This is a genomic window from Pseudomonas frederiksbergensis (assembly GCF_003732275.1).
GTDB classification, from domain to species: domain Bacteria; phylum Pseudomonadota; class Gammaproteobacteria; order Pseudomonadales; family Pseudomonadaceae; genus Aquipseudomonas; species Aquipseudomonas frederiksbergensis_H.
In genome coordinates this window covers 1-17339 of sequence record NZ_MOBM01000018.1, presented here as the reverse complement: position 1 = coordinate 17339, position 17339 = coordinate 1, and the positions used below count along the sequence as shown (strand labels likewise).

General features: G+C 60.0%; 15 protein-coding genes. 11 read left to right on the top strand and 4 right to left on the bottom strand.

The features are described from left to right. Nucleotides 1-3: 3 nt before the first annotated feature. The 9 genes from BK662_RS13870 (at nucleotide 4) to BK662_RS13830 (ending at nucleotide 9995) form a co-directional block, all read left to right on the top strand. A complete protein-coding gene (locus BK662_RS13870) occupies nucleotides 4-1467 on the top strand; it encodes an alginate O-acetyltransferase (RefSeq protein ID WP_123358535.1) in 1464 nt (487 codons plus the stop codon). 11 nt (nucleotides 1468-1478) lie between these two features. Then, entirely contained in the window at nucleotides 1479-2609 is a 1131-nt protein-coding gene (locus tag BK662_RS13865) for a mannuronate-specific alginate lyase (protein WP_123358534.1), read from the top strand. Between the two features lie 212 nt (nucleotides 2610-2821). Beyond that, nucleotides 2822-4387, top strand: a complete 1566-nt coding sequence (locus tag BK662_RS13860) for an MBOAT family O-acyltransferase (protein ID WP_123358533.1) — start codon at nucleotides 2822-2824, stop codon at nucleotides 4385-4387. Nucleotides 4388-4398: 11 nt separating this feature from the next. Continuing rightward, a complete protein-coding gene (locus BK662_RS13855; protein WP_123358532.1) occupies nucleotides 4399-5574 on the top strand; it encodes an alginate O-acetyltransferase in 1176 nt (391 codons plus the stop codon). A 15-nt stretch (nucleotides 5575-5589) separates the two neighbouring features. Further along, complete coding sequence (locus tag BK662_RS13850; protein WP_123358531.1) at nucleotides 5590-6243, top strand: alginate O-acetyltransferase AlgF; 654 nt, start codon at nucleotides 5590-5592, stop codon at nucleotides 6241-6243. A 213-nt stretch (nucleotides 6244-6456) separates the two neighbouring features. Further along, on the top strand, nucleotides 6457-7908 hold the full coding sequence (locus tag BK662_RS13845; protein WP_123358530.1) for a mannose-1-phosphate guanylyltransferase/mannose-6-phosphate isomerase: 1452 nt from the start codon (nucleotides 6457-6459) through the stop codon (nucleotides 7906-7908). Between the two features lie 290 nt (nucleotides 7909-8198). Continuing rightward, nucleotides 8199-8663 carry a multidrug transporter gene (locus BK662_RS13840; protein WP_123358529.1) on the top strand — a complete coding sequence of 155 codons (465 nt, stop codon included), beginning with the start codon at nucleotides 8199-8201 and terminating at the stop codon, nucleotides 8661-8663. A gap of 29 nt (nucleotides 8664-8692) precedes the next feature. Continuing rightward, nucleotides 8693-9517: an SDR family oxidoreductase gene (locus tag BK662_RS13835; RefSeq protein ID WP_123358528.1), complete on the top strand. Its 825-nt coding sequence runs from the start codon at nucleotides 8693-8695 to the stop codon at nucleotides 9515-9517. A gap of 79 nt (nucleotides 9518-9596) precedes the next feature. Continuing rightward, nucleotides 9597-9995 carry a DUF4440 domain-containing protein gene (locus BK662_RS13830; protein WP_123358527.1) on the top strand — a complete coding sequence of 133 codons (399 nt, stop codon included), beginning with the start codon at nucleotides 9597-9599 and terminating at the stop codon, nucleotides 9993-9995. 128 nt (nucleotides 9996-10123) lie between these two features. Here BK662_RS13830 and BK662_RS13825 read toward each other — a convergent pair whose 3' ends face one another. From BK662_RS13825 to BK662_RS13810, 4 genes are all read right to left on the bottom strand, one after another. Beyond that, the gene (locus BK662_RS13825) at nucleotides 10124-10972 is read right to left on the bottom strand and encodes an efflux RND transporter periplasmic adaptor subunit (RefSeq protein WP_123358526.1); all 849 of its coding nucleotides are present in this window, start codon (nucleotides 10970-10972) and stop codon (nucleotides 10124-10126) included. Between the two features lie 10 nt (nucleotides 10973-10982). Continuing rightward, complete coding sequence (locus BK662_RS13820; protein ID WP_007896379.1) at nucleotides 10983-11183, bottom strand: DUF1656 domain-containing protein; 201 nt, start codon at nucleotides 11181-11183, stop codon at nucleotides 10983-10985. Next, on the bottom strand, nucleotides 11173-13377 hold the full coding sequence (locus BK662_RS13815) for an FUSC family protein (RefSeq protein ID WP_123358525.1): 2205 nt from the start codon (nucleotides 13375-13377) through the stop codon (nucleotides 11173-11175). Before BK662_RS13815 ends, BK662_RS13820 begins: the two co-directional genes overlap by 11 nt. A gap of 139 nt (nucleotides 13378-13516) precedes the next feature. Next, nucleotides 13517-15016, bottom strand: coding sequence for an efflux transporter outer membrane subunit (locus BK662_RS13810; RefSeq protein ID WP_123358524.1), 1500 nt, complete (start codon nucleotides 15014-15016; stop codon nucleotides 13517-13519). A gap of 375 nt (nucleotides 15017-15391) precedes the next feature. Between BK662_RS13810 and BK662_RS13800 the strand changes: the two genes are divergently transcribed. Together BK662_RS13800 and BK662_RS13795 are read left to right on the top strand one after the other, a co-directional pair. Next, nucleotides 15392-16360, top strand: coding sequence for a LysR family transcriptional regulator (locus BK662_RS13800; RefSeq protein ID WP_123358522.1), 969 nt, complete (start codon nucleotides 15392-15394; stop codon nucleotides 16358-16360). A gap of 333 nt (nucleotides 16361-16693) precedes the next feature. Continuing rightward, a complete protein-coding gene (locus BK662_RS13795) occupies nucleotides 16694-17071 on the top strand; it encodes a DUF6124 family protein (RefSeq protein WP_123358521.1) in 378 nt (125 codons plus the stop codon). The last annotated feature ends 268 nt before the right edge of the window (nucleotides 17072-17339 follow it).

Sequence of the window (17339 nt, the reverse complement as noted above, 5' to 3'; positions counted from 1 at the left end):
TTTATGCACCTACACTTGATCAAATTACTCAGCCTGTCGGCCCTGACCGCGGGTATTCTCGCGGCCAGCGGCGGTGTTCGCGCCGATGACGCCACCGGTGGCGTAAGCCCACCGAAATTCAAGGCCGATGATTGCTGCAATCTCTGCCCGCAAGCCCACGACCCGAAAAACTACACCACCCGCTATCAGCAGAACTTCACCACGCTGGTGCAGGCGCAGGGCGATTGGCTATTCCGTACGCAAGAAGACTTGCGCACCGAGTTCGACACCACACCCGCTGGCTACAAACGCATGAAGCAACTGCACGATGCGTTCAAGAGCAAAGGCGTGGAACTGGTCATCGTTTACCAGCCGACCCGTGGCCTGGTGAACCGCAACAAGCTGAACCCGGCAGAGAAAGCGAGCTACGATTTCGACAAGGCGCTGAAGAACTACAAAACCATGCTCGGGCGCTTCGCGCAGATGGGCTATGTAGTTCCGGACCTGTCGCCGCTGACCAACGAATCGCTGCCCGATACCCTGCCGGCCCACGACTTCTACTTCCGCGGCGACCAGCACTGGACGCCGTATGGCGCCCAACGCACGGCGAAAATTGTCGCCGAGAAGGTCAAGCAATTGCCGGCCTTCGCCGACGTTCCCAAGCGTGAATTCGAGACCCATAAGTCGGGTCGCATGGGCAAGACCGGAACGTTACACAACATGGCTGGTCAACTCTGTGGCACCAGCTACGCGATCCAGTACATGGATCAGTTCACCACCGAGCCAAAAGGCGAAGCGGGCGATGGCGATCTGTTCAGTGATTCCGGCAATCCGGAAATCACCCTGGTCGGCACCAGCCACAGTGGCAAGAACTACAACTTCGCCGGTTTCCTCGAAGAGGCCATCGGCGCCGACATCCTCAACGTGGCGTTCCCCGGCGGCGGCCTGGAAGGTTCGATGCTGCAGTACCTGGGCAGTGAAGAGTTCCAGACCAAACCGCCGAAAATCCTCATCTGGGAATTCTCGCCGCTTTATCGCCTAGATCAGGAAACCATCTACCGCCAGATGATGGCGCTGCTGGACAACGGTTGCGAAGGCAAAGATGCACAGATGAGCGCCAGCGCCACGCTGAAACCGGGCAAAAACGAATTGATGGTCAACAGCAAGAACCTGGACCTGCGCAACAGCAGTCACCAGGTCGATATCCGCTTCGCCGACACCTCGGTGAAAACCTTGCAAGCCACCCTCTGGTACATGAATGGGCGCCACGAGGACATCAAGATCGACAAACCGGAAACCTCCGATACCGACGGGCGTTTCGCCTTCGAGTTGCGCACGGACGAAGACTGGGCCTCGCAGAATCTGCTGGCCGTCGAAGTCCAGGGACCTGAACAAGCAGGTACCACGCCTCAGAAAGTCGAAGCGAAAATCTGCAAACGCAACGTGTTCTCCGGCGCCGAGCAGCGTACCGCTCAAGCCGGGCAATGAGGCTACCTCTTATGAACTGCATGCAATCCCGAACGCTGAAAAAGTTACTCGCGCCCTCCCTGCTGACGCTGGCGATGTTCGCCGGCGCCACCCAGGCCGCCGCGCCACTTCGCCCGCCCCAGGGTTATTTCGCACCAATTGAAAAAGTCAAAACCGGCGACAAGAGTGAAGGCTGCGACGCGATGCCGACGCCCTACACCGGCGCCCTGCAGTTCCGCAGCAAATACGAAGGTTCCGACAAGGCCCGTTCGACCCTGAACGAGGCATCGGAAAAAGCCTTCCGTGAGACCACCGCCGACATCACCAAGATCGAGCGCGGCACCAGCAAGCGGGTGATGCAGTTCATGCGTGACGGTCGTCCGGAACAGCTGGAATGCACCCTCAACTGGCTGACTGCCTGGGCCAAGGCCGACGCGTTGATGTCCAAGGACTTCAACCACACCGGCAAGTCCATGCGCAAATGGGCATTGGGCAGTATGGCTTCGTCCTATGTCCGCCTGAAATTCTCTGACTCGCATCCGCTGGCTACCCACCAGGAAGAAGCGCAAGTGATTGAAGCCTGGTTCAGCAAAATGGCTGATCAGGTGGTCAGCGATTGGGACAACCTGCCGCTCGAGCAAACCAACAACCACTCGTACTGGGCAGCCTGGTCAGTGATGGCCACGTCGGTCGCCACCAACCGTCGCGACCTGTTCGATTGGGCCGTCAAGGAATACAAGGTCGGCGTCAATCAGGTCGACGCCCAAGGCTTCCTGCCCAACGAGCTCAAGCGCCAGCAACGCGCCCTCTCCTATCACAACTACGCCCTGCCGCCACTGGCGATGATCGCCAGTTTCGCTCAGGTCAACGGTGTCGATTTGCGCCAGGAAAACAACGGCGCCTTGAAACGCCTGGGCGATCGCGTGCTCGCGGGAGTGAAAGACCCGGATGAATTCGAGAAGAAGAACGGCAAGGATCAGGACATGACCGACCTCAAGGTCGATTCGAAATTCGCCTGGCTCGAACCGTTCTGCTCGCTCTACACCTGCCCGGCCGATGTGCTGGAACGCAAGCACAAGATGCAGCCGTTCAAGAGTTTCCGCCTCGGCGGGGATTTGACCAAGGTCTACGACCCGGCCAATGACAAGGGCAAAGGTTCTTAAGACACACGCAAACCCCCTGTGGGAGCGAGCCTGCTCACGATGACTGATTGCCAGTCGACATCAATGTTGAATGTCAGATCGCAATCGCGAGCAGGCTCGCTCCCACAGGGTCAGTGTCAGGCATGAGTTGAGTATTACGCCCTCTGATTTTTCATGGGGGGTTTGGGGGGGCCGTTGGCCCTTGACTGTTGGTTAAACATGGAGAGATCGGGATGGTATTTTCATCCAACGTGTTCCTGTTTCTGTTCTTGCCGATCTTTCTCGGCATGTACTACTTGAGCGGAATACGCTATCGCAACTTGCTGCTGCTGATTGCCAGCTACGTGTTCTACGCCTGGTGGCGTGTGGACTTCCTTGCGCTGTTCGCTGCCGTTACGCTGTGGAACTACTGGATCGGCCTGAAAGTTGGCGCCGCAGGCGTTCGGACCAAACCGGCCCAGCGCTGGCTGCTACTCGGCGTCGCGGTGGATCTGTGCATCCTCGGCTACTTCAAGTACGCCAACTTCGGCGTGGACAGCATCAACGCGATGATGACCTCGGTCGGTCTGTCGCCGTTTATCCTGACCCACGTGCTGTTGCCGATCGGGATCTCGTTCTACATCTTCGAGTCCATCAGCTACATCATCGACGTTTACCGTGGTGATACCCCGGCGACCCGCAACCTGATCGACTTTGCCGCATTCGTGGCGATCTTTCCGCACTTGATCGCGGGCCCTGTGTTGCGTTTCCGTGACCTGGCCGATCAGTTCAACAACCGCACCCACACCCTCGACAAGTTCTCCGAAGGTGCCACGCGGTTCATGCAGGGCTTCATCAAGAAGGTCTTCATCGCCGACACCCTGGCGGTCGTGGCCGACCATTGCTTCGCCTTGCAGAACCCGACCACGGGCGATGCCTGGCTCGGCGCCCTGGCCTACACCGCGCAGCTGTACTTCGACTTCTCCGGCTACAGCGACATGGCGATTGGTCTGGGCTTGATGATGGGTTTTCGCTTCATGGAAAACTTCAAACAGCCGTACATCAGCCAGTCGATCACCGAGTTCTGGCGTCGCTGGCACATCAGCCTCTCCACTTGGCTGCGTGACTACCTCTACATCACCCTCGGCGGTAATCGTAAAGGCACGCTGATGACCTATCGCAACCTGTTCCTGACCATGCTGCTCGGTGGTCTGTGGCACGGCGCGAACATCACCTACATCGTCTGGGGTGCCTGGCACGGCATGTGGCTGGCGATCGAAAAAGCCCTCGGCCTGAACACCTCGCCGCGCAGCATCAACCCGATCCGTTGGGCGCTGACCTTCCTGCTTGTGGTCATGGGCTGGGTGATCTTCCGTTCGGAAAACCTGCACGTTGCCGGTCGCATGTACGGTGCGATGTTCAGCTTCGGCGAATGGTCGCTGTCGGAACTCAACCAGGCCAGCCTCACCGGTCTGCAAGTGGCAACCCTGGTGGTGGCCTACGTCACCCTGGCGTTCTTCGGCATCCGTGATTTCTACACCAACCGGCCGCCGGTAAAAACCAAGCCTGCCGTCAACGTCGAGGCCGATGGCCCTGCCGCGGCTACGCCTGGAATGATCAAAGCCGTACCGGGTGAAAACCCGGCCAGCATCCACGAACCGGGTTACACCGTCGGCGTTGAAGCGACTGTGCAACCGGCCTACTGGACCGCTGACTGGTCCCGTTACGTGATGCGCGCCCTGGTACTGCTGCTGTTCATCGCCTCGATTCTCAAACTCTCGGCGCAAAGCTTCTCGCCGTTCCTTTACTTCCAGTTCTGAGGGATCTGACTATGACCCGCTCATTACGCATCTTCTACATCGCCCTGTTCCTGGTGACCTTGCTGGTACTTGGCGTGTGGTCGGTACGCAGCTTCTTCGGCTTCAGTACCAACGCCGATGCGACCGTGCTTAACGGTCGCTGGACCAAAGCCGTCGAGACGCACTACGACGACGAGTTCCCGATCAAGCGCCTGGGCACCAATCTTTGGGCCGCGCTGGATTTCAAACTGTTCAACGAAGGTCGTCCGGGCGTGGTGCTCGGTCGCGATCAGTGGCTCTACAGCGATGAAGAGTTTCACCCGATCGTCAACGAAGAGTTGAACCTGCAAGGTAACTACGCGCTGGTCGAAGGCGTGCGCCAGACCCTGAAAAAGCAAGGCGTGCAACTGGTGATGGCGATTGTCCCGGCGAAGACGCGTCTGTACCCGGAACACCTGGGTGAAGTGAAGCCGGCGAGTATCCACGCCAATCTGTACAAGGACTTCCACGCTCGTGTGGCGGCCGACAAGATCCTCGCCCCTGACCTGCTCGGCCCGCTGCAAAAGGCCAAGCAAGACGGTCAGCAAGTGTTCCTGCGTACCGACACCCACTGGACCCCGGAAGGCGCGCAAATCGCTGCCGAGACTCTGGCCAAAACCATCGCCGACAAGGCTCCGCTGAGCGGCGAACCGCAAAACTTCGTCACCGAACCTGCGGAGAAGGTGACGCACAAGGGCGACCTGCGGTTGTTCCTGCCGCTGGACCCGCTCTTCGAAAACCTGATGCCGGCGCAAGAGCCTTTGCAGAAGCGCAACACCGTGGCGGCCCAGGATCAGCCTGCCGGTGATGACGCCCTGTTCGCCAACACTGAAGTGCCGGTTGCCCTGATCGGCACCAGCTACAGCGCCAACCCGAACTGGAACTTCGTCGGTGCGCTGAAAGAAGCGCTGCACAGCGACGTGGTCAATTACGCCGAAGACGGCCATGGCCCGATTCTGCCGATGCTCAGCTACCTGAAAAGCGACGCTTTCAAGAACAGCCCGCCACAAGTGCTGATCTGGGAGTTCCCTGAACGATATCTGCCTGTGAATAACGAAATCGGTGACGCCGACCCGCAGTGGGTCGCAGAGCTTAAACAAGCCGGCGCACGCCAACAAAACGTAGCTGCAAACACTAAATCCGAGACGCCCGACCGGGCGCAAAACTGAAAGAGAGGTACTTCCATGACTTTCACTACTACTCCTCGCCGTCTCGCCAAGACCTTCGCTCTCGTTGCTGGCATGAGCGTGTTGTCGATGTCCGCCTTCGCTGGCGACGCCGCGCTCTACGGCCCGACCGCACCGAAAGGCTCCAGCTTCGTGCGTGTCTACAACGCCGGTAACGCTGAAGTCAGCGCCACCGTTGGTACTACCAACCTGAACGAAGTCGCGCCGCTGTCCAGCACAGACTTCAGCTTCATGCCGGGCGGCGACTACAGCGCCAAGGTCGGCAGCCAGACCCTGCCGGTGAAACTGGCCGGCGACCACTATTACACCCTGGTCAACAACGCCAGCGGCGCACCGCAACTGATCGAAGAGCCGCCGTTCAAGAACAAGCAGAAATCCCTGGTTCGCGTACAGAACCTCAGCGACAAGGCCCTGACCCTGAAAACCGCCGACGGCAAGACCGAAGTGGTCCCGTCCGTGGCGGCCAAGGGCCGTGGCGAGCGTGAAATCAACCCGGTGAAAGTCAGCCTGGCACTGTACGACGGCGCCACCAAAGTCGGCGACGTGAAACCGGTTGCCCTGGAACGCGGTGAAGCCGCAGTGCTGTACGTCACCGGCAAAGGCAGCAGCCTGTCGCCAGTGTGGGTCAAGCGCCCGGTTTCGACGCGCTAATAAACTTTCCTGACTGACGCATCCCCTCTGTGGGAGCGAGCCTGCTCGCGATTGCGGTCTGACATTCAGCATTGATGTCGACTGATACACCGCCTTCGCGAGCAGGCTCGCTCCCACATTAAACCGAGGCGTCAATTCGGACACGGAACAAGAACAAGAGTGAAACGACAGAACGCAGTAGCTCTAACCAATCGATTTTAAAGGAGTAACAACATGATTCCGGTGATCTTGTCAGGTGGTAGCGGCTCACGTCTTTGGCCGCTTTCGCGCAAGCAATTCCCCAAGCAATTCCTCGCCCTGACCGGCGAACAAACGCTGTTCCAGCAGACCCTGGAACGCCTGGTGTTCGAAGGCATGGACACCCCGATCGTGGTCTGCAACAAGGAACACCGTTTCATCGTCAACGAGCAGCTGAGCGCCCGCAACCTGGACGTGCAGCGCGTGCTGATGGAACCCTTCGGCCGCAACACCTCGCCAGCAGTGGCCCTGACCGCGATGATGCTGGTCAATGAAGGTCGCGACGAGTTGATGCTGGTGCTGCCGGCCGACCACGTGCTGGAAGACCAGAAAGCCCTGCAACGTGCCCTGGCCCTGGCCACTGTGGCAGCCGAGCGTGGCGAGATGGTGCTGTTCGGCGTGCCGGCGACCAAACCGGAAACCGGTTACGGCTACATCAAATCCACCAACGATGCCCTGCTGCCGGAAGGCGTCAGCCGTGTCTCGCACTTCGTCGAAAAACCCGATGTAAAACGCGCCACCGAATTCGTCCAGTCTGGTGGTTACTTCTGGAACAGCGGCATGTTCCTGTTCCGCGCCAGCCGCTTCCTCGAAGAGCTGAAAAAACACGATCCGGACATCTACGACACCTGCGTCCTGACGCTGGAACGTAGCGCACAGGATGCCGACACCGTCGACATCGACCCCGCCACCTTCGCCTGCTGCCCGGACAACTCCATCGACTATTCGGTGATGGAAAAAACCCAGCGTGCCTGCGTGGTGCCGCTGACCGCCGGCTGGAGCGATGTCGGCTGCTGGTCGTCGCTGTGGGAAGTCAATGCAAAAGACGCCAACGGTAACGTCACCAAGGGCGATGTGGTCATCCAGGACAGCAAAAACTGCATGATCCACGGCAACGGCAAACTGGTGTCGGTGATCGGCCTGGAAAACATCGTGGTCGTCGAAACCAAGGACGCCATGATGATCGCCCACAAGGACAAGGTCCAAGGCGTGAAACAGATGGTCAACACCCTCAACGAGCAGGGCCGCAGCGAAACCCAGAACCACTGCGAAGTCTATCGTCCGTGGGGCTCCTACGACTCGGTCGATATGGGCGGCCGTTTCCAGGTCAAGCGCATCTCGGTCAAGCCGGGCGCCTGCCTGTCGCTGCAAATGCACCACCACCGCGCCGAACACTGGATCGTGGTCAGTGGCACCGCTGAAGTGACCTGCGACGAAAACGTGTTCCTGCTCACTGAAAACCAGTCGACCTACATCCCGATCGCCTCGGTTCACCGTCTGCGCAACCCGGGCAAGATTCCACTCGAGATCATCGAAGTGCAATCGGGCAGCTACCTGGGTGAAGACGATATCGAGCGCTTCGAAGATATCTACGGTCGCTCCACCCCGATCGAACGCGGCGTGTCGGTGAAAACCATCGCGCAGTGATTTGACCGGTAAAAAATAAAAAGCCCCCGTCCAGCCCGCTGCGTCCCTATCCGCAGTGGGTTGGGCGGGGGCTTTTTTTTGGTTTTTTGTTGCCTCAACCGGCCCCATCGCGAGCAGGCTCGCTCCCACAGGGGATTTGCGTTGTTCACCGAATCAGCGTCCGAACTCGGTCAATGTGGGAGCGAGCCTGCTCGCGATGGGGCCTGACCAGCCGCCGCTGAATGAATGCCCATCGCCAATTCCACCTACGCTTAGGTAGGATGCTCTTTCCCTTCCCGAGGTTTCGCGTCATGTTCATCGGCGTCCTGCTGGTCATCACCTGGCTGATCCTGCTGCTGCGCTACCCGGCCAAGGCCGTGCCGGTGTCCATGGCCGCCGCTGTCGGATTGGGCCTGGTGGCGGTGTGGGTGTTCTGGCTGGACAACCGCGAGGTCAAGCAACTGGCGCGCCTTGAGCTGCGTATCGTCTATGCCCCGGAACACTGCCCGGCGGATCGCCCCTTGAAACTGACCATGAACAACGGCAACGACGTACCGTTGACCGAGCTGCGTTGGCGAATCGCCGCTTATGCACCGGGCGATACGGTCAATCTGGCTGACAATCAATACGCCGCACCGCGCTATCGTGGCCCCGGTGAATTGCAGGCCGGCGGCAATTGGGAAGACTGCTTGCCAATGCCGCCCCTGCGCCCCGGTTATCGCCCGCAAACCCTGGAGTTTCGCGCCGAGCGTTTGCAGGGTAGTTTCTCCGACTGACTCTCCCTTTTTTGCACAAGGACCGCGCCATGCCCGTTGCGTTGATTACCGGTTGCTCCAGCGGCATTGGCCGCGCCCTCGCTGACGCCTTCAAAAGTGCCGGTTACGAAGTCTGGGCCAGCGCCCGCAAGGCTGAAGACGTAGCCGCTCTAACCGCCGCCGGGTTCACTGCCGTGCAACTGGACGTGAACGATGGCCCGGCCCTCGAACAGCTGAGCGAGCGGATCAATCAGCAGCGCGGCGGCCTCGATGTGCTGATCAACAACGCCGGTTATGGCGCCATGGGGCCGCTGCTCGATGGCGGTGTGCCGGCCATGCAGCGGCAATTCGAAACCAACGTGTTTGCGATTGTCGGCGTGACTCGCGCGATGTTCCCGGTGCTGCGTCGCGCCAGGGGCTTGGTGGTGAACATCGGCAGCGTGTCCGGGGTTCTGGTCACGCCGTTTGCAGGTGCTTACTGTGCTTCGAAAGCCGCGGTGCATGCCTTGAGCGATGCGTTGCGCATGGAACTGGCGCCGTTCGGCGTGCGGGTCATGGAAGTTCAGCCGGGGGCTATCGCCTCCAGCTTCGCGAAGAATGCCGGTCAAGAGGCTGAGCAACTGATCACCGAACAATCTCCGTGGTGGCCGCTGCGTGAAGGCATTCGTGCGCGGGCCAAGGCGTCTCAGGACAAACCGACGCCGGCCAGTGAATTTGCCGCCGGTTTATTGAAGGCCGTGCAGCAGAATAAACCGCCGCGTCTGGTGCGTTTGGGTAACGGCAGCCGGGCGTTGCCGTTGATGGCAGGGTTGTTGCCCAAGGGGTTGTTGGAGTCGGGGTTGATGAAGCGGTTCGGGTTGCGCGGGCAACTTTGAGACCGGGTTGACGCGTTCGCGGGCACAATCATCGAAAACTCCGAAACATTTCTGAAATCCATAAGTGATCGAACGTCCCATGACTGACTACACCGAATACTTTGACGAAGTGATCCAGGCCCACATAGCCATCGAACAATGGTTGGCCGAGGAGCGAGACGAGTCCGAGCTTGAGCAATTGCTGACGCGTTTTTCGCCGCAGTTTTCCATGATCTCGCCATTGGGCCGGGTGCTGGACTTTGAGGCGTTGAAAGAATTGTTTCTGCTGGCGGGCGGGAAGAAGCTCGGGTTCAGGATTGAGCTCAGCGAGTTGCGAGGTGTCGCGCGGTACGACGGTGGCGCAGTGGTGAGTTACCGCGAGCAGCAGACCGATGCGACGGGGCTGCATTCTGATCGGCGATCCTCGGTGGTGTTTGAGAAACAGGCCGATGGCAAGGTGCTTTGGCGGCATTTGCATGAGACGTTTTGCAAGGAGTGAGACCGAGTTGCGCCCATCGCGAGCAGGCTCGCTCCCACAGGGGATTTTCGTCGTTCACCGAATCAGCGTCCGAACTCGATCAATGTGGGAGCGAGCCTGCTCGCGATGGGCGCAACTCGGTCTAACGGTTAGTTAACAACCACCGTACAAGTAATCCCCGCCGCCAACAGCACGCCCTCTGGCACTTCATCAATGTGAATCCGCACCGGCACCCGCTGCGCCAGGCGCACCCAGTTGAAGGTCGGGTTCACGTCGGCGATCAGCTCGCGGCTTTCCGGGTTGTCGCGGTCATAGATGCCCCGAGAAATGCTTTCCACATGGCCCTTGAGCACTTCGCCGCTCATCAGTTGCATATCGGCCTTATCGCCCACGCGCACATGAGGCAGTTTGGTTTCTTCGAAGAAGCCATAAACCCAGAACGAGTTCATATCGACCACGGCCATTTTCGCTTCGCCGATGCGTGCGTAGTCGCCGCGATGGACGTTGAGGTTGGTGACATAGCCGTCCACCGCCGCGCGCACTTCGGTGCGTTTGAGGTTCAGTTCGGCGGCTTCCAGTTGCGCCTGTGCGTGCTGGTAATCGGCCAGGGCCGAGTCGGCGATGTTGGTGGCGTCGTCGCGGTTTTCCCTGGAGATCACCAGGTTATCGAGGTCGGCGCGGCGATGGGCATTGACCTTGCGCATCTCCCACGTGGCTTTGCGCGAGGCCACCAGCGACTGCGCCTGTTTCACCGCGATGCGGTAATGCTCGGGGTCGATGCGCATCAGCAAATCGCCCTTCTTCACTAGCTGGTTGTCGCGCACCGGTACGTCCACCACTTCACCGGTAACGTCGGCGGCGACGTTGATGATGTCGGCGCGCACCCGGCCGTCGCGGGTCCAGGGCGTGTTCATGTAATGCACCCACAGGGTTCGGCCGATCCACAGGGCAAGGGCCAACACCAGCAGGGTCGCGAGCAGGCTGAAAAGCTTTTTCATCACGGTGTTCTCAACGGTAAACAGTCAGCGCCAGGGCGCCAAACAGACAGGTAAACAGACTCAGGCGCAGCAGCGCCGGGTGCCAGAAGAAGCGGTACAGATCGAACCCGGACAGGAATCGATCCAGCGCCCAGGCCAGCGCCGCCGCAATGAAAAACATCAGGGTCATGGTCGGCATGTACACGCCGTGGAAGGCGATTTCACGAGGCATGTTCAAGTCCTTGTGGCTTGGCAGTGGCGATGGCATTTATGTAGTCCGCGAGCGGCGATTGCGGATCGAGCAGCGAGGTGCGGATGAAGTGCAGGTAGCTCTTCACCCGGCGCAAGGCAGAGGTGTCGAAGTGCGGTGCGAACGGTTCGTCGGTGGCCTGCACGCGTCCGATCGCATGGTCGACCGCGACCAGAGCACGTTCCAGATTGCTCTGGCTCGGTTGCAGAAAAAGTCGCACCAGCGAACGCCCCATCACCCGGATTGACTGACGCCACGGCTGGGATTCTGCGTACGCCGGATGCACCGGCAGAATCGCCTGTTCCTTGCGCAACTCGATGATCGCGTGGCCGACTTCCAGCACCACGAACATCCAGCGCAGCAAGTCCCGTTGCACCTGCGGCTGTCCCGCTGCGAGGCCGTAGGCCTGATGCAAAAGATCGCGAGTGCGGCTTTCGAAACTCGACGCCAGGCCCTTGAGTTTGCCGCTGATGGCGTACACCACTTGCCCGCGCAAATCCTGCTCCAACCGCCGCCATAACCAGCGGCTGTTGGGCGGCAGAATGATCGCCCCGGCCGCCGCGCACACCAGCATGCCCATGATCATCGCAATGTAGTCGTTGATGAAGGCGTAAGGGTTGTAAACCGTGAGGTTGTCCGGCACCGAACCGGTGCTGAAGAAGATCAGCAACCCCAGGCCAACCCCGGCGTATTGCGGCCGTGAAGTCAGGAACGCACCGAACACGATTACCGGCGCCAGCATCACGCAAAGCAACGGAAAACCGTCGATCCAGGGGAAGATGAAAAACATCTCGACGAAGCCGATCAGCGCCCCGAGCAACGTCCCGCAGGCCATCTGAAACGCCATGCGTTTGGGGTTCGGTGTCGCCGCTGAAAGGCCCACGGTGGCGGCGGCGATCAAGGTCATGGTCGCCCCGCTCGGCCACGCGGTGGCGACCCAATAACTGCCGAGCACTACCAGGATGAACGCGGCGCGAATGCCCGACGCCGCCGAGGCCAGCCAGTTGGTTTGCGGGGTAAAGGGCTCGTCCCAGCGTTCCCGTTCGTGGCTGTGATCGGCGAGCGACGCGTGGGTCTGTGCATAACTGTGCAAGTCGTCGACGAAGCGATAAAGCAGCTCGTAGGCGGTGTGAAAATCCAGCTGCTCGGCGTCGCTCGGATCACTCTCCTGAAAGGTCGCCCGCAGGCTGCGGACCCGCGCCGGCAAATTTTCCTTATAGGTCGCCAAAGCGCTGGCCAGGCGTGCAGCGTCGGGGCTGGTCAAGGCGCGACCGCTGAAGCCGTCGAGCACTTCGGCCAGATCCTGTAACCCCGGTTTGATCGCCGCAACTACGTGATCGGTGCCGCCGCTGCGCAGGCGTTCGAGCAACTGATGCAACGCATTGAAGCGCGTGGTAATGCCCATGAATTCGCTGTTCAAACGACTGAGCCGCCCGTTGCGCCGACGCATGTGCGGGTCTTCGAACACCGTGACGCTGCGCAGCCCTTCCAGGCCCACCGCCTCGGCGATAAACCGCACGTTGTTCGCTTCAAACGCCTCGCGCCGGCTGCGACCGCGCAGACCATCGGTGACGAACAAGGCAAACACGCCGAAGCGCTGATACAAGGCATTGCGCATCGCGGCGCTGGCGGTTTGCGGCAGGATCGCGGCGCTGACCAGCGTCGAGCAGAGAATCCCCAGGGAGATTTCCAATACGCGCCAGACTGCCGCCATGAACGCGCCATCGGGGTGAGCCAATGCAGGCAGCCCGACCATCGCCGCCGTATAACCAGCGAGCACAAATCCGTAGGCGCGGAAGTTGCGATAACGCGCCGCGCCGGCTGAGCAGAGGCCAACCCAGATCGCCAGCGAGCCGAGGAACAGTTCGGTGTTCTGCGCAAACAAGGCAATCAACGCGACCATCACCGCCGACCCGGCCAACGTGCCGAGGAAGCGATAGAAACTCTTGGCGAACACTTGGCCGCTTTGCGGTTGCATGACGATGAACACGGTGATCATCGCGGTGCGCGGTTGCGGCAACTCCAGACGCATGGCCAGCCACAGGGTCAGGAACGCCGCGAACAACACCTTGAAAATGTACACCCAGGTCACGCCATCGCTGCGTGCCCAGTCGAAGAACCCCCGGCGCCATTCAAGGGAATACAGCCAGCGCAAAGGTGCGGGCAAGGGAGTCATGGAATTTTGCTCATTGAAATTCAGTCAGGTCGCGGAGCCTGTGGGAGCGAGCCTGCTCGCGATGGCGATTTCACATTCAACATTGATGTCGACTGACACACCGCTATCGCGAGCAGGCTCGCTCCCACAGGTTTTGTGTTCAACGCAAAAGAACCGGGGTTTTCGGGGGCTGGGTTTTCTCGGCATTCGGCACGTCGTTGCCAGCGCCGAGGCCTCCGCCCAAAGCAGTCACCAATTCCGCATGAGCACTCAAGCGTGCAGCCTGAACCTGCTGCTGCAATTGTTGCTGCTTGAACAACAAGGTCTGCGCATTGAGCACGTTAAGGTAATCGGTGAGCCCGCGCTGATAGGCGATCATCGCGATGTCGTAGGTCTTCTGCGCCGTGGCCACCGACTCGGCGGCGAAGGCCTGTTGCTTGTCCATCGACTCGCGGCGAATCAGTTGGTCGGAGATGTTCTTCAGTGCATTGACCAGGGTCTGGTTGTACTTGGCCACGGCGATGTCATAACCGGCCGAGGCTTCCCCCAACTCCGAGCGCAAGCGGCCGCCATCGAAGATCGGCAACGAAATCGCCGGGCCGACGCTGTAGTTGAGTTTCTTGCCGGTCAAAAACTCCAGCGCCCCACCGCCGGTGGCCATGTAGCCGAGGCTGCCGACCAGATCGACGTTGGGGTAGAAGCCGGCGTGGGCAACATCGATACCTCGTGCCTGCGCCGCCACTTGCCAGCGACTGGCAACCACGTCCGGGCGATGACCGAGCAATTGCGCCGGCAAAGACGACGGCAACTTCAGCGCCGCGCCCAACGACAGCGTCGGCCGTTGCAATTGCGCGCCCTCCCCCGGTCCCTTGCCGGCCAGCGCGGCGAGTTGGTTGCGGCTTAGAGCAATTTCTTCGTCCAGCGCATCGATTTGCCGATGGGTTTCCGGCAATGGTGTTTCGGCCTGGCTGACTTCGAAATGCGTGCCGATGCCGCCGTCCAGACGTCTCTGTGCCAGGTCGAGAATTTGCTGTTGCTGCTTCAAGGTCGCCGCGACAATGTCCCGTTGCGCGTAATGCAACGAGAGCTCGATATAGGCGCGCACGATGTTGTTCTGCAATTCGAGCTGGGCCTGCCGCGCCTCGGCGGCGCTCATGTGGGCCATGTCCACGGCCCGTTCGCTGGCGTTGCTTTCGCGGCCCCAAAGGTCGAGGGCATAGCTGAAGCCCAGTGCGGCGTTGTTGTCCCAGGTGGTGGTGTTGGCCAACTCGCCGGGGCCATAGAACTGATCGGTGGGCCAGTTGTGGCGCTTGAGGGTGGATTGGCCATTAATCTGCAACAACTCGGCGGACTCGGCAACGCCAGCCATGGACCGGGCCTGACGCACTCGCGCCGCGGCCATGGCCATGCTCGGGCTGCCTTGCAAGGCGAGGTCGATCCAGCGGTTCAGTTGCGGGTCGCCGTAGGCTTGCCACCATTGGGCAGTCGGCCAGTGAGCGTCCTGGGCGGCGCTCCGAATGGCTTCATCGGTGGCCAGTGAATCAGCCTCCAGTGCCTTGCCCTGTGGGGCAATACCTGCGGTGCCGATGCAGCCGCTGATTGCCAGGGTTAAAGCCAAAACACTGAGCGTCTTGAGCGCTCTGTTGATGCGACGCGGCACTGCTGCGATTTCCTGAGATGGGAGAGGTACGGAGAACGTGTGGGAACGGCTTTTTGTGGCGAGGGAGCTTGTCGGAACGCCGCATCGCCCCGTTCGGCTGCGCAGCAGTCGTAAACCGGTCACCGCATTCTGATTTGAAGATCGCGGTGACTGGTTTTGGGGTCGCTTCGCAACCCAACGGGGGCAAGCCCCCTCGCCACACAAGCCCATGCCTACAGGGGCGCAATTCTAGGGGTGGGCTCTGTTGGCGATAAGCCGGGAATCCTGTGAATCTTTGTTACCGTTAACGCGATAATCCCTTGGTCGTGCCTTTAGTCGCCTGTAAAGAATCAGCAACTTCGTGTCACAATTTGCCATTCGCCAAGAGAGCACCCCATGGACACTTTGCAAAACATGCGCGCCTTCAGTTACGTGGCCGAGGCCGGCAGCTTCACCGCCGCCGCCGTGCAACTCGACACCACCACGGCCAACGTCTCGCGCGCGGTCTCCAATCTGGAAGCCCACCTGCAAACCCGTCTGCTCAACCGCACCACCCGCCGGATCGCTTTGACCGAGGCCGGCAAGCGCTACTTATTGCGCTGCGAGCAGATCCTGGCCTACGTCGAAGAAGCCGAAGCCGAAGCCAGCGACGCCCACGCGCGCCCGGCCGGGCAACTCAAGGTGCATACCATGACCGGTATCGGTCAGCACTTCGTGATCGACGCCATCGCCCGCTACCGCAAAACCCACCCGGACGTGACCTTCGACCTGACCATGGCCAACCGCGTGCCGGATCTGCTCGACGAGGGCTACGACGTGTCCATCGTGCTCGCCAGCGAACTGCCGGACTCGGGCTTCGTCTCCCAGCGTTTGGGCATCACCTACAGCATCGTTTGCGCATCACCCGCCTATGTAAAAGCCAACGGTTGCGCGCACAAACCCAGCGATTTGCTCAACCACGCCTGCCTGCGCCTGGTAAGCCCGGTGATCCCGCTGGAGAAGTGGGCCTTCGACGGCCCCGACGGCCAGGAAATGGTCACCATTAATAGCTCGCCGTTTTTGGTGAACTCCGCTGACGCGATGAAGACGGCGATCACCAGTGGCATGGGGGTTGGCGTTTTGCCGGTGTATGCGGCGATTGAAGGGCTGCGTAACGGCACGCTGGTGCGGGTGATGCCGAATTACCGTTCGCAGGAACTGAATCTGTATGCGATCTACCCGTCGCGGCAGTATCTGGATGCGAAGATCAAGACGTGGGTGGAGTACTTGCGTGGGTCATTGCCGGAGATATTGGCGGCGCATCAGGCGGAATTGGCGGCGTATGAATTGAGTGGGAGTCTGGGTGGGGTTCGGGTGGCGAATTGATTTCACGGTCCTACAGACGCGGTGATTTTGGGGGATGTTTCCGACAAGTTCTGTCGGTTGTTGGGTCGGAAGGGAAATGGGTAGGCTTTGTGGGTCGCTGCAAAATCAGCGATCAGGTCTGGAAAACCTGGCAAGCACTTACCACAGCTCATGGCATACTGCGGCGCTTTTTCTGCACGCAATCCTTGTTATGGCGGCTGTGCGCGGGAGACCTTCGGGTCTGCCGGTTTTGGTGGGTGTACCGGTTTTTCCAGTCCGCGCATGGCTGCCACCCTTTCGTCTGGAAAACGAAAGATGGCAGTTCCACTTCATCTGCCAATGAGTAACTTCCGCATGATCAAAGAAACACCGAACCCTCCGGAAACCGACGACGTTTCCCCCTACGAATCCCCCAATTCCAAAAAACTCAACGAAGCCGCCGAGCGCGCGTTGAATCACTACCTCAATCCCGCTGCCCTCAAATCCCCTGTCGTCCGCAAACCCAGCACGATGTTTTTGGTTGCACCGGATATCAAAGACGAAGACCTATTGGCCCACACCTGCGAGTCGCTGGCCCAGGCGAGTGTGATGGCGGGTGATTTCGCGGGGTATCTGGAAGGACCGCACCGGCACACCGCGATGGCGATTCAACAGATCGTCATGTTGGCCGAGCTGGCAGTGAACCGGATGCTGGATAACGTCGCCGTACCAAAACCTTCGCCACACAGCTAATCCCCTTTGGGAGCGAACTGTGGCGAGGGGGCTTGCCCCCGTTTGAGTGCGTAGCACTCACAAGATATTTGATACATCAGAGATTTTGGGGCTGCTTCGCAGCCCAACGGGGGCAAGCCCCCTCGCCACAGTTCGCTCCTACAGGTTTTGAATGGCGTACACCCGGCGGTCCGAGACTCGCAAAATGTCCGGGAAGAATGTTATCTTGCTTGGCATTCACCACCGCCCGACGAGCCATCTCCAATGAACAAAACCGTCCTCGCCTTCA

What these genes read in the sequence shown, in the direction of transcription:
- BK662_RS13870 (WP_123358535.1), top strand. Translation starts at nt 4, where the DNA reads ATGCACCTACACTTGATCAAATTACTCAGCCTGTCGGCCCTGACCGCG.
- BK662_RS13865 (WP_123358534.1), top strand. Translation starts at nt 1,479, where the DNA reads ATGAACTGCATGCAATCCCGAACGCTGAAAAAGTTACTCGCGCCCTCC.
- BK662_RS13860 (WP_123358533.1), top strand. Translation starts at nt 2,822, where the DNA reads ATGGTATTTTCATCCAACGTGTTCCTGTTTCTGTTCTTGCCGATCTTT.
- BK662_RS13855 (WP_123358532.1), top strand. Translation starts at nt 4,399, where the DNA reads ATGACCCGCTCATTACGCATCTTCTACATCGCCCTGTTCCTGGTGACC.
- BK662_RS13850 (WP_123358531.1), top strand. Translation starts at nt 5,590, where the DNA reads ATGACTTTCACTACTACTCCTCGCCGTCTCGCCAAGACCTTCGCTCTC.
- BK662_RS13845 (WP_123358530.1), top strand. Translation starts at nt 6,457, where the DNA reads ATGATTCCGGTGATCTTGTCAGGTGGTAGCGGCTCACGTCTTTGGCCG.
- BK662_RS13840 (WP_123358529.1), top strand. Translation starts at nt 8,199, where the DNA reads ATGTTCATCGGCGTCCTGCTGGTCATCACCTGGCTGATCCTGCTGCTG.
- BK662_RS13835 (WP_123358528.1), top strand. Translation starts at nt 8,693, where the DNA reads ATGCCCGTTGCGTTGATTACCGGTTGCTCCAGCGGCATTGGCCGCGCC.
- BK662_RS13830 (WP_123358527.1), top strand. Translation starts at nt 9,597, where the DNA reads ATGACTGACTACACCGAATACTTTGACGAAGTGATCCAGGCCCACATA.
- BK662_RS13825 (WP_123358526.1), bottom strand. Translation starts at nt 10,972, where the DNA reads ATGAAAAAGCTTTTCAGCCTGCTCGCGACCCTGCTGGTGTTGGCCCTT.
- BK662_RS13820 (WP_007896379.1), bottom strand. Translation starts at nt 11,183, where the DNA reads ATGCCTCGTGAAATCGCCTTCCACGGCGTGTACATGCCGACCATGACC.
- BK662_RS13815 (WP_123358525.1), bottom strand. Translation starts at nt 13,377, where the DNA reads ATGACTCCCTTGCCCGCACCTTTGCGCTGGCTGTATTCCCTTGAATGG.
- BK662_RS13800 (WP_123358522.1), top strand. Translation starts at nt 15,392, where the DNA reads ATGGACACTTTGCAAAACATGCGCGCCTTCAGTTACGTGGCCGAGGCC.
- BK662_RS13795 (WP_123358521.1), top strand. Translation starts at nt 16,694, where the DNA reads ATGATCAAAGAAACACCGAACCCTCCGGAAACCGACGACGTTTCCCCC.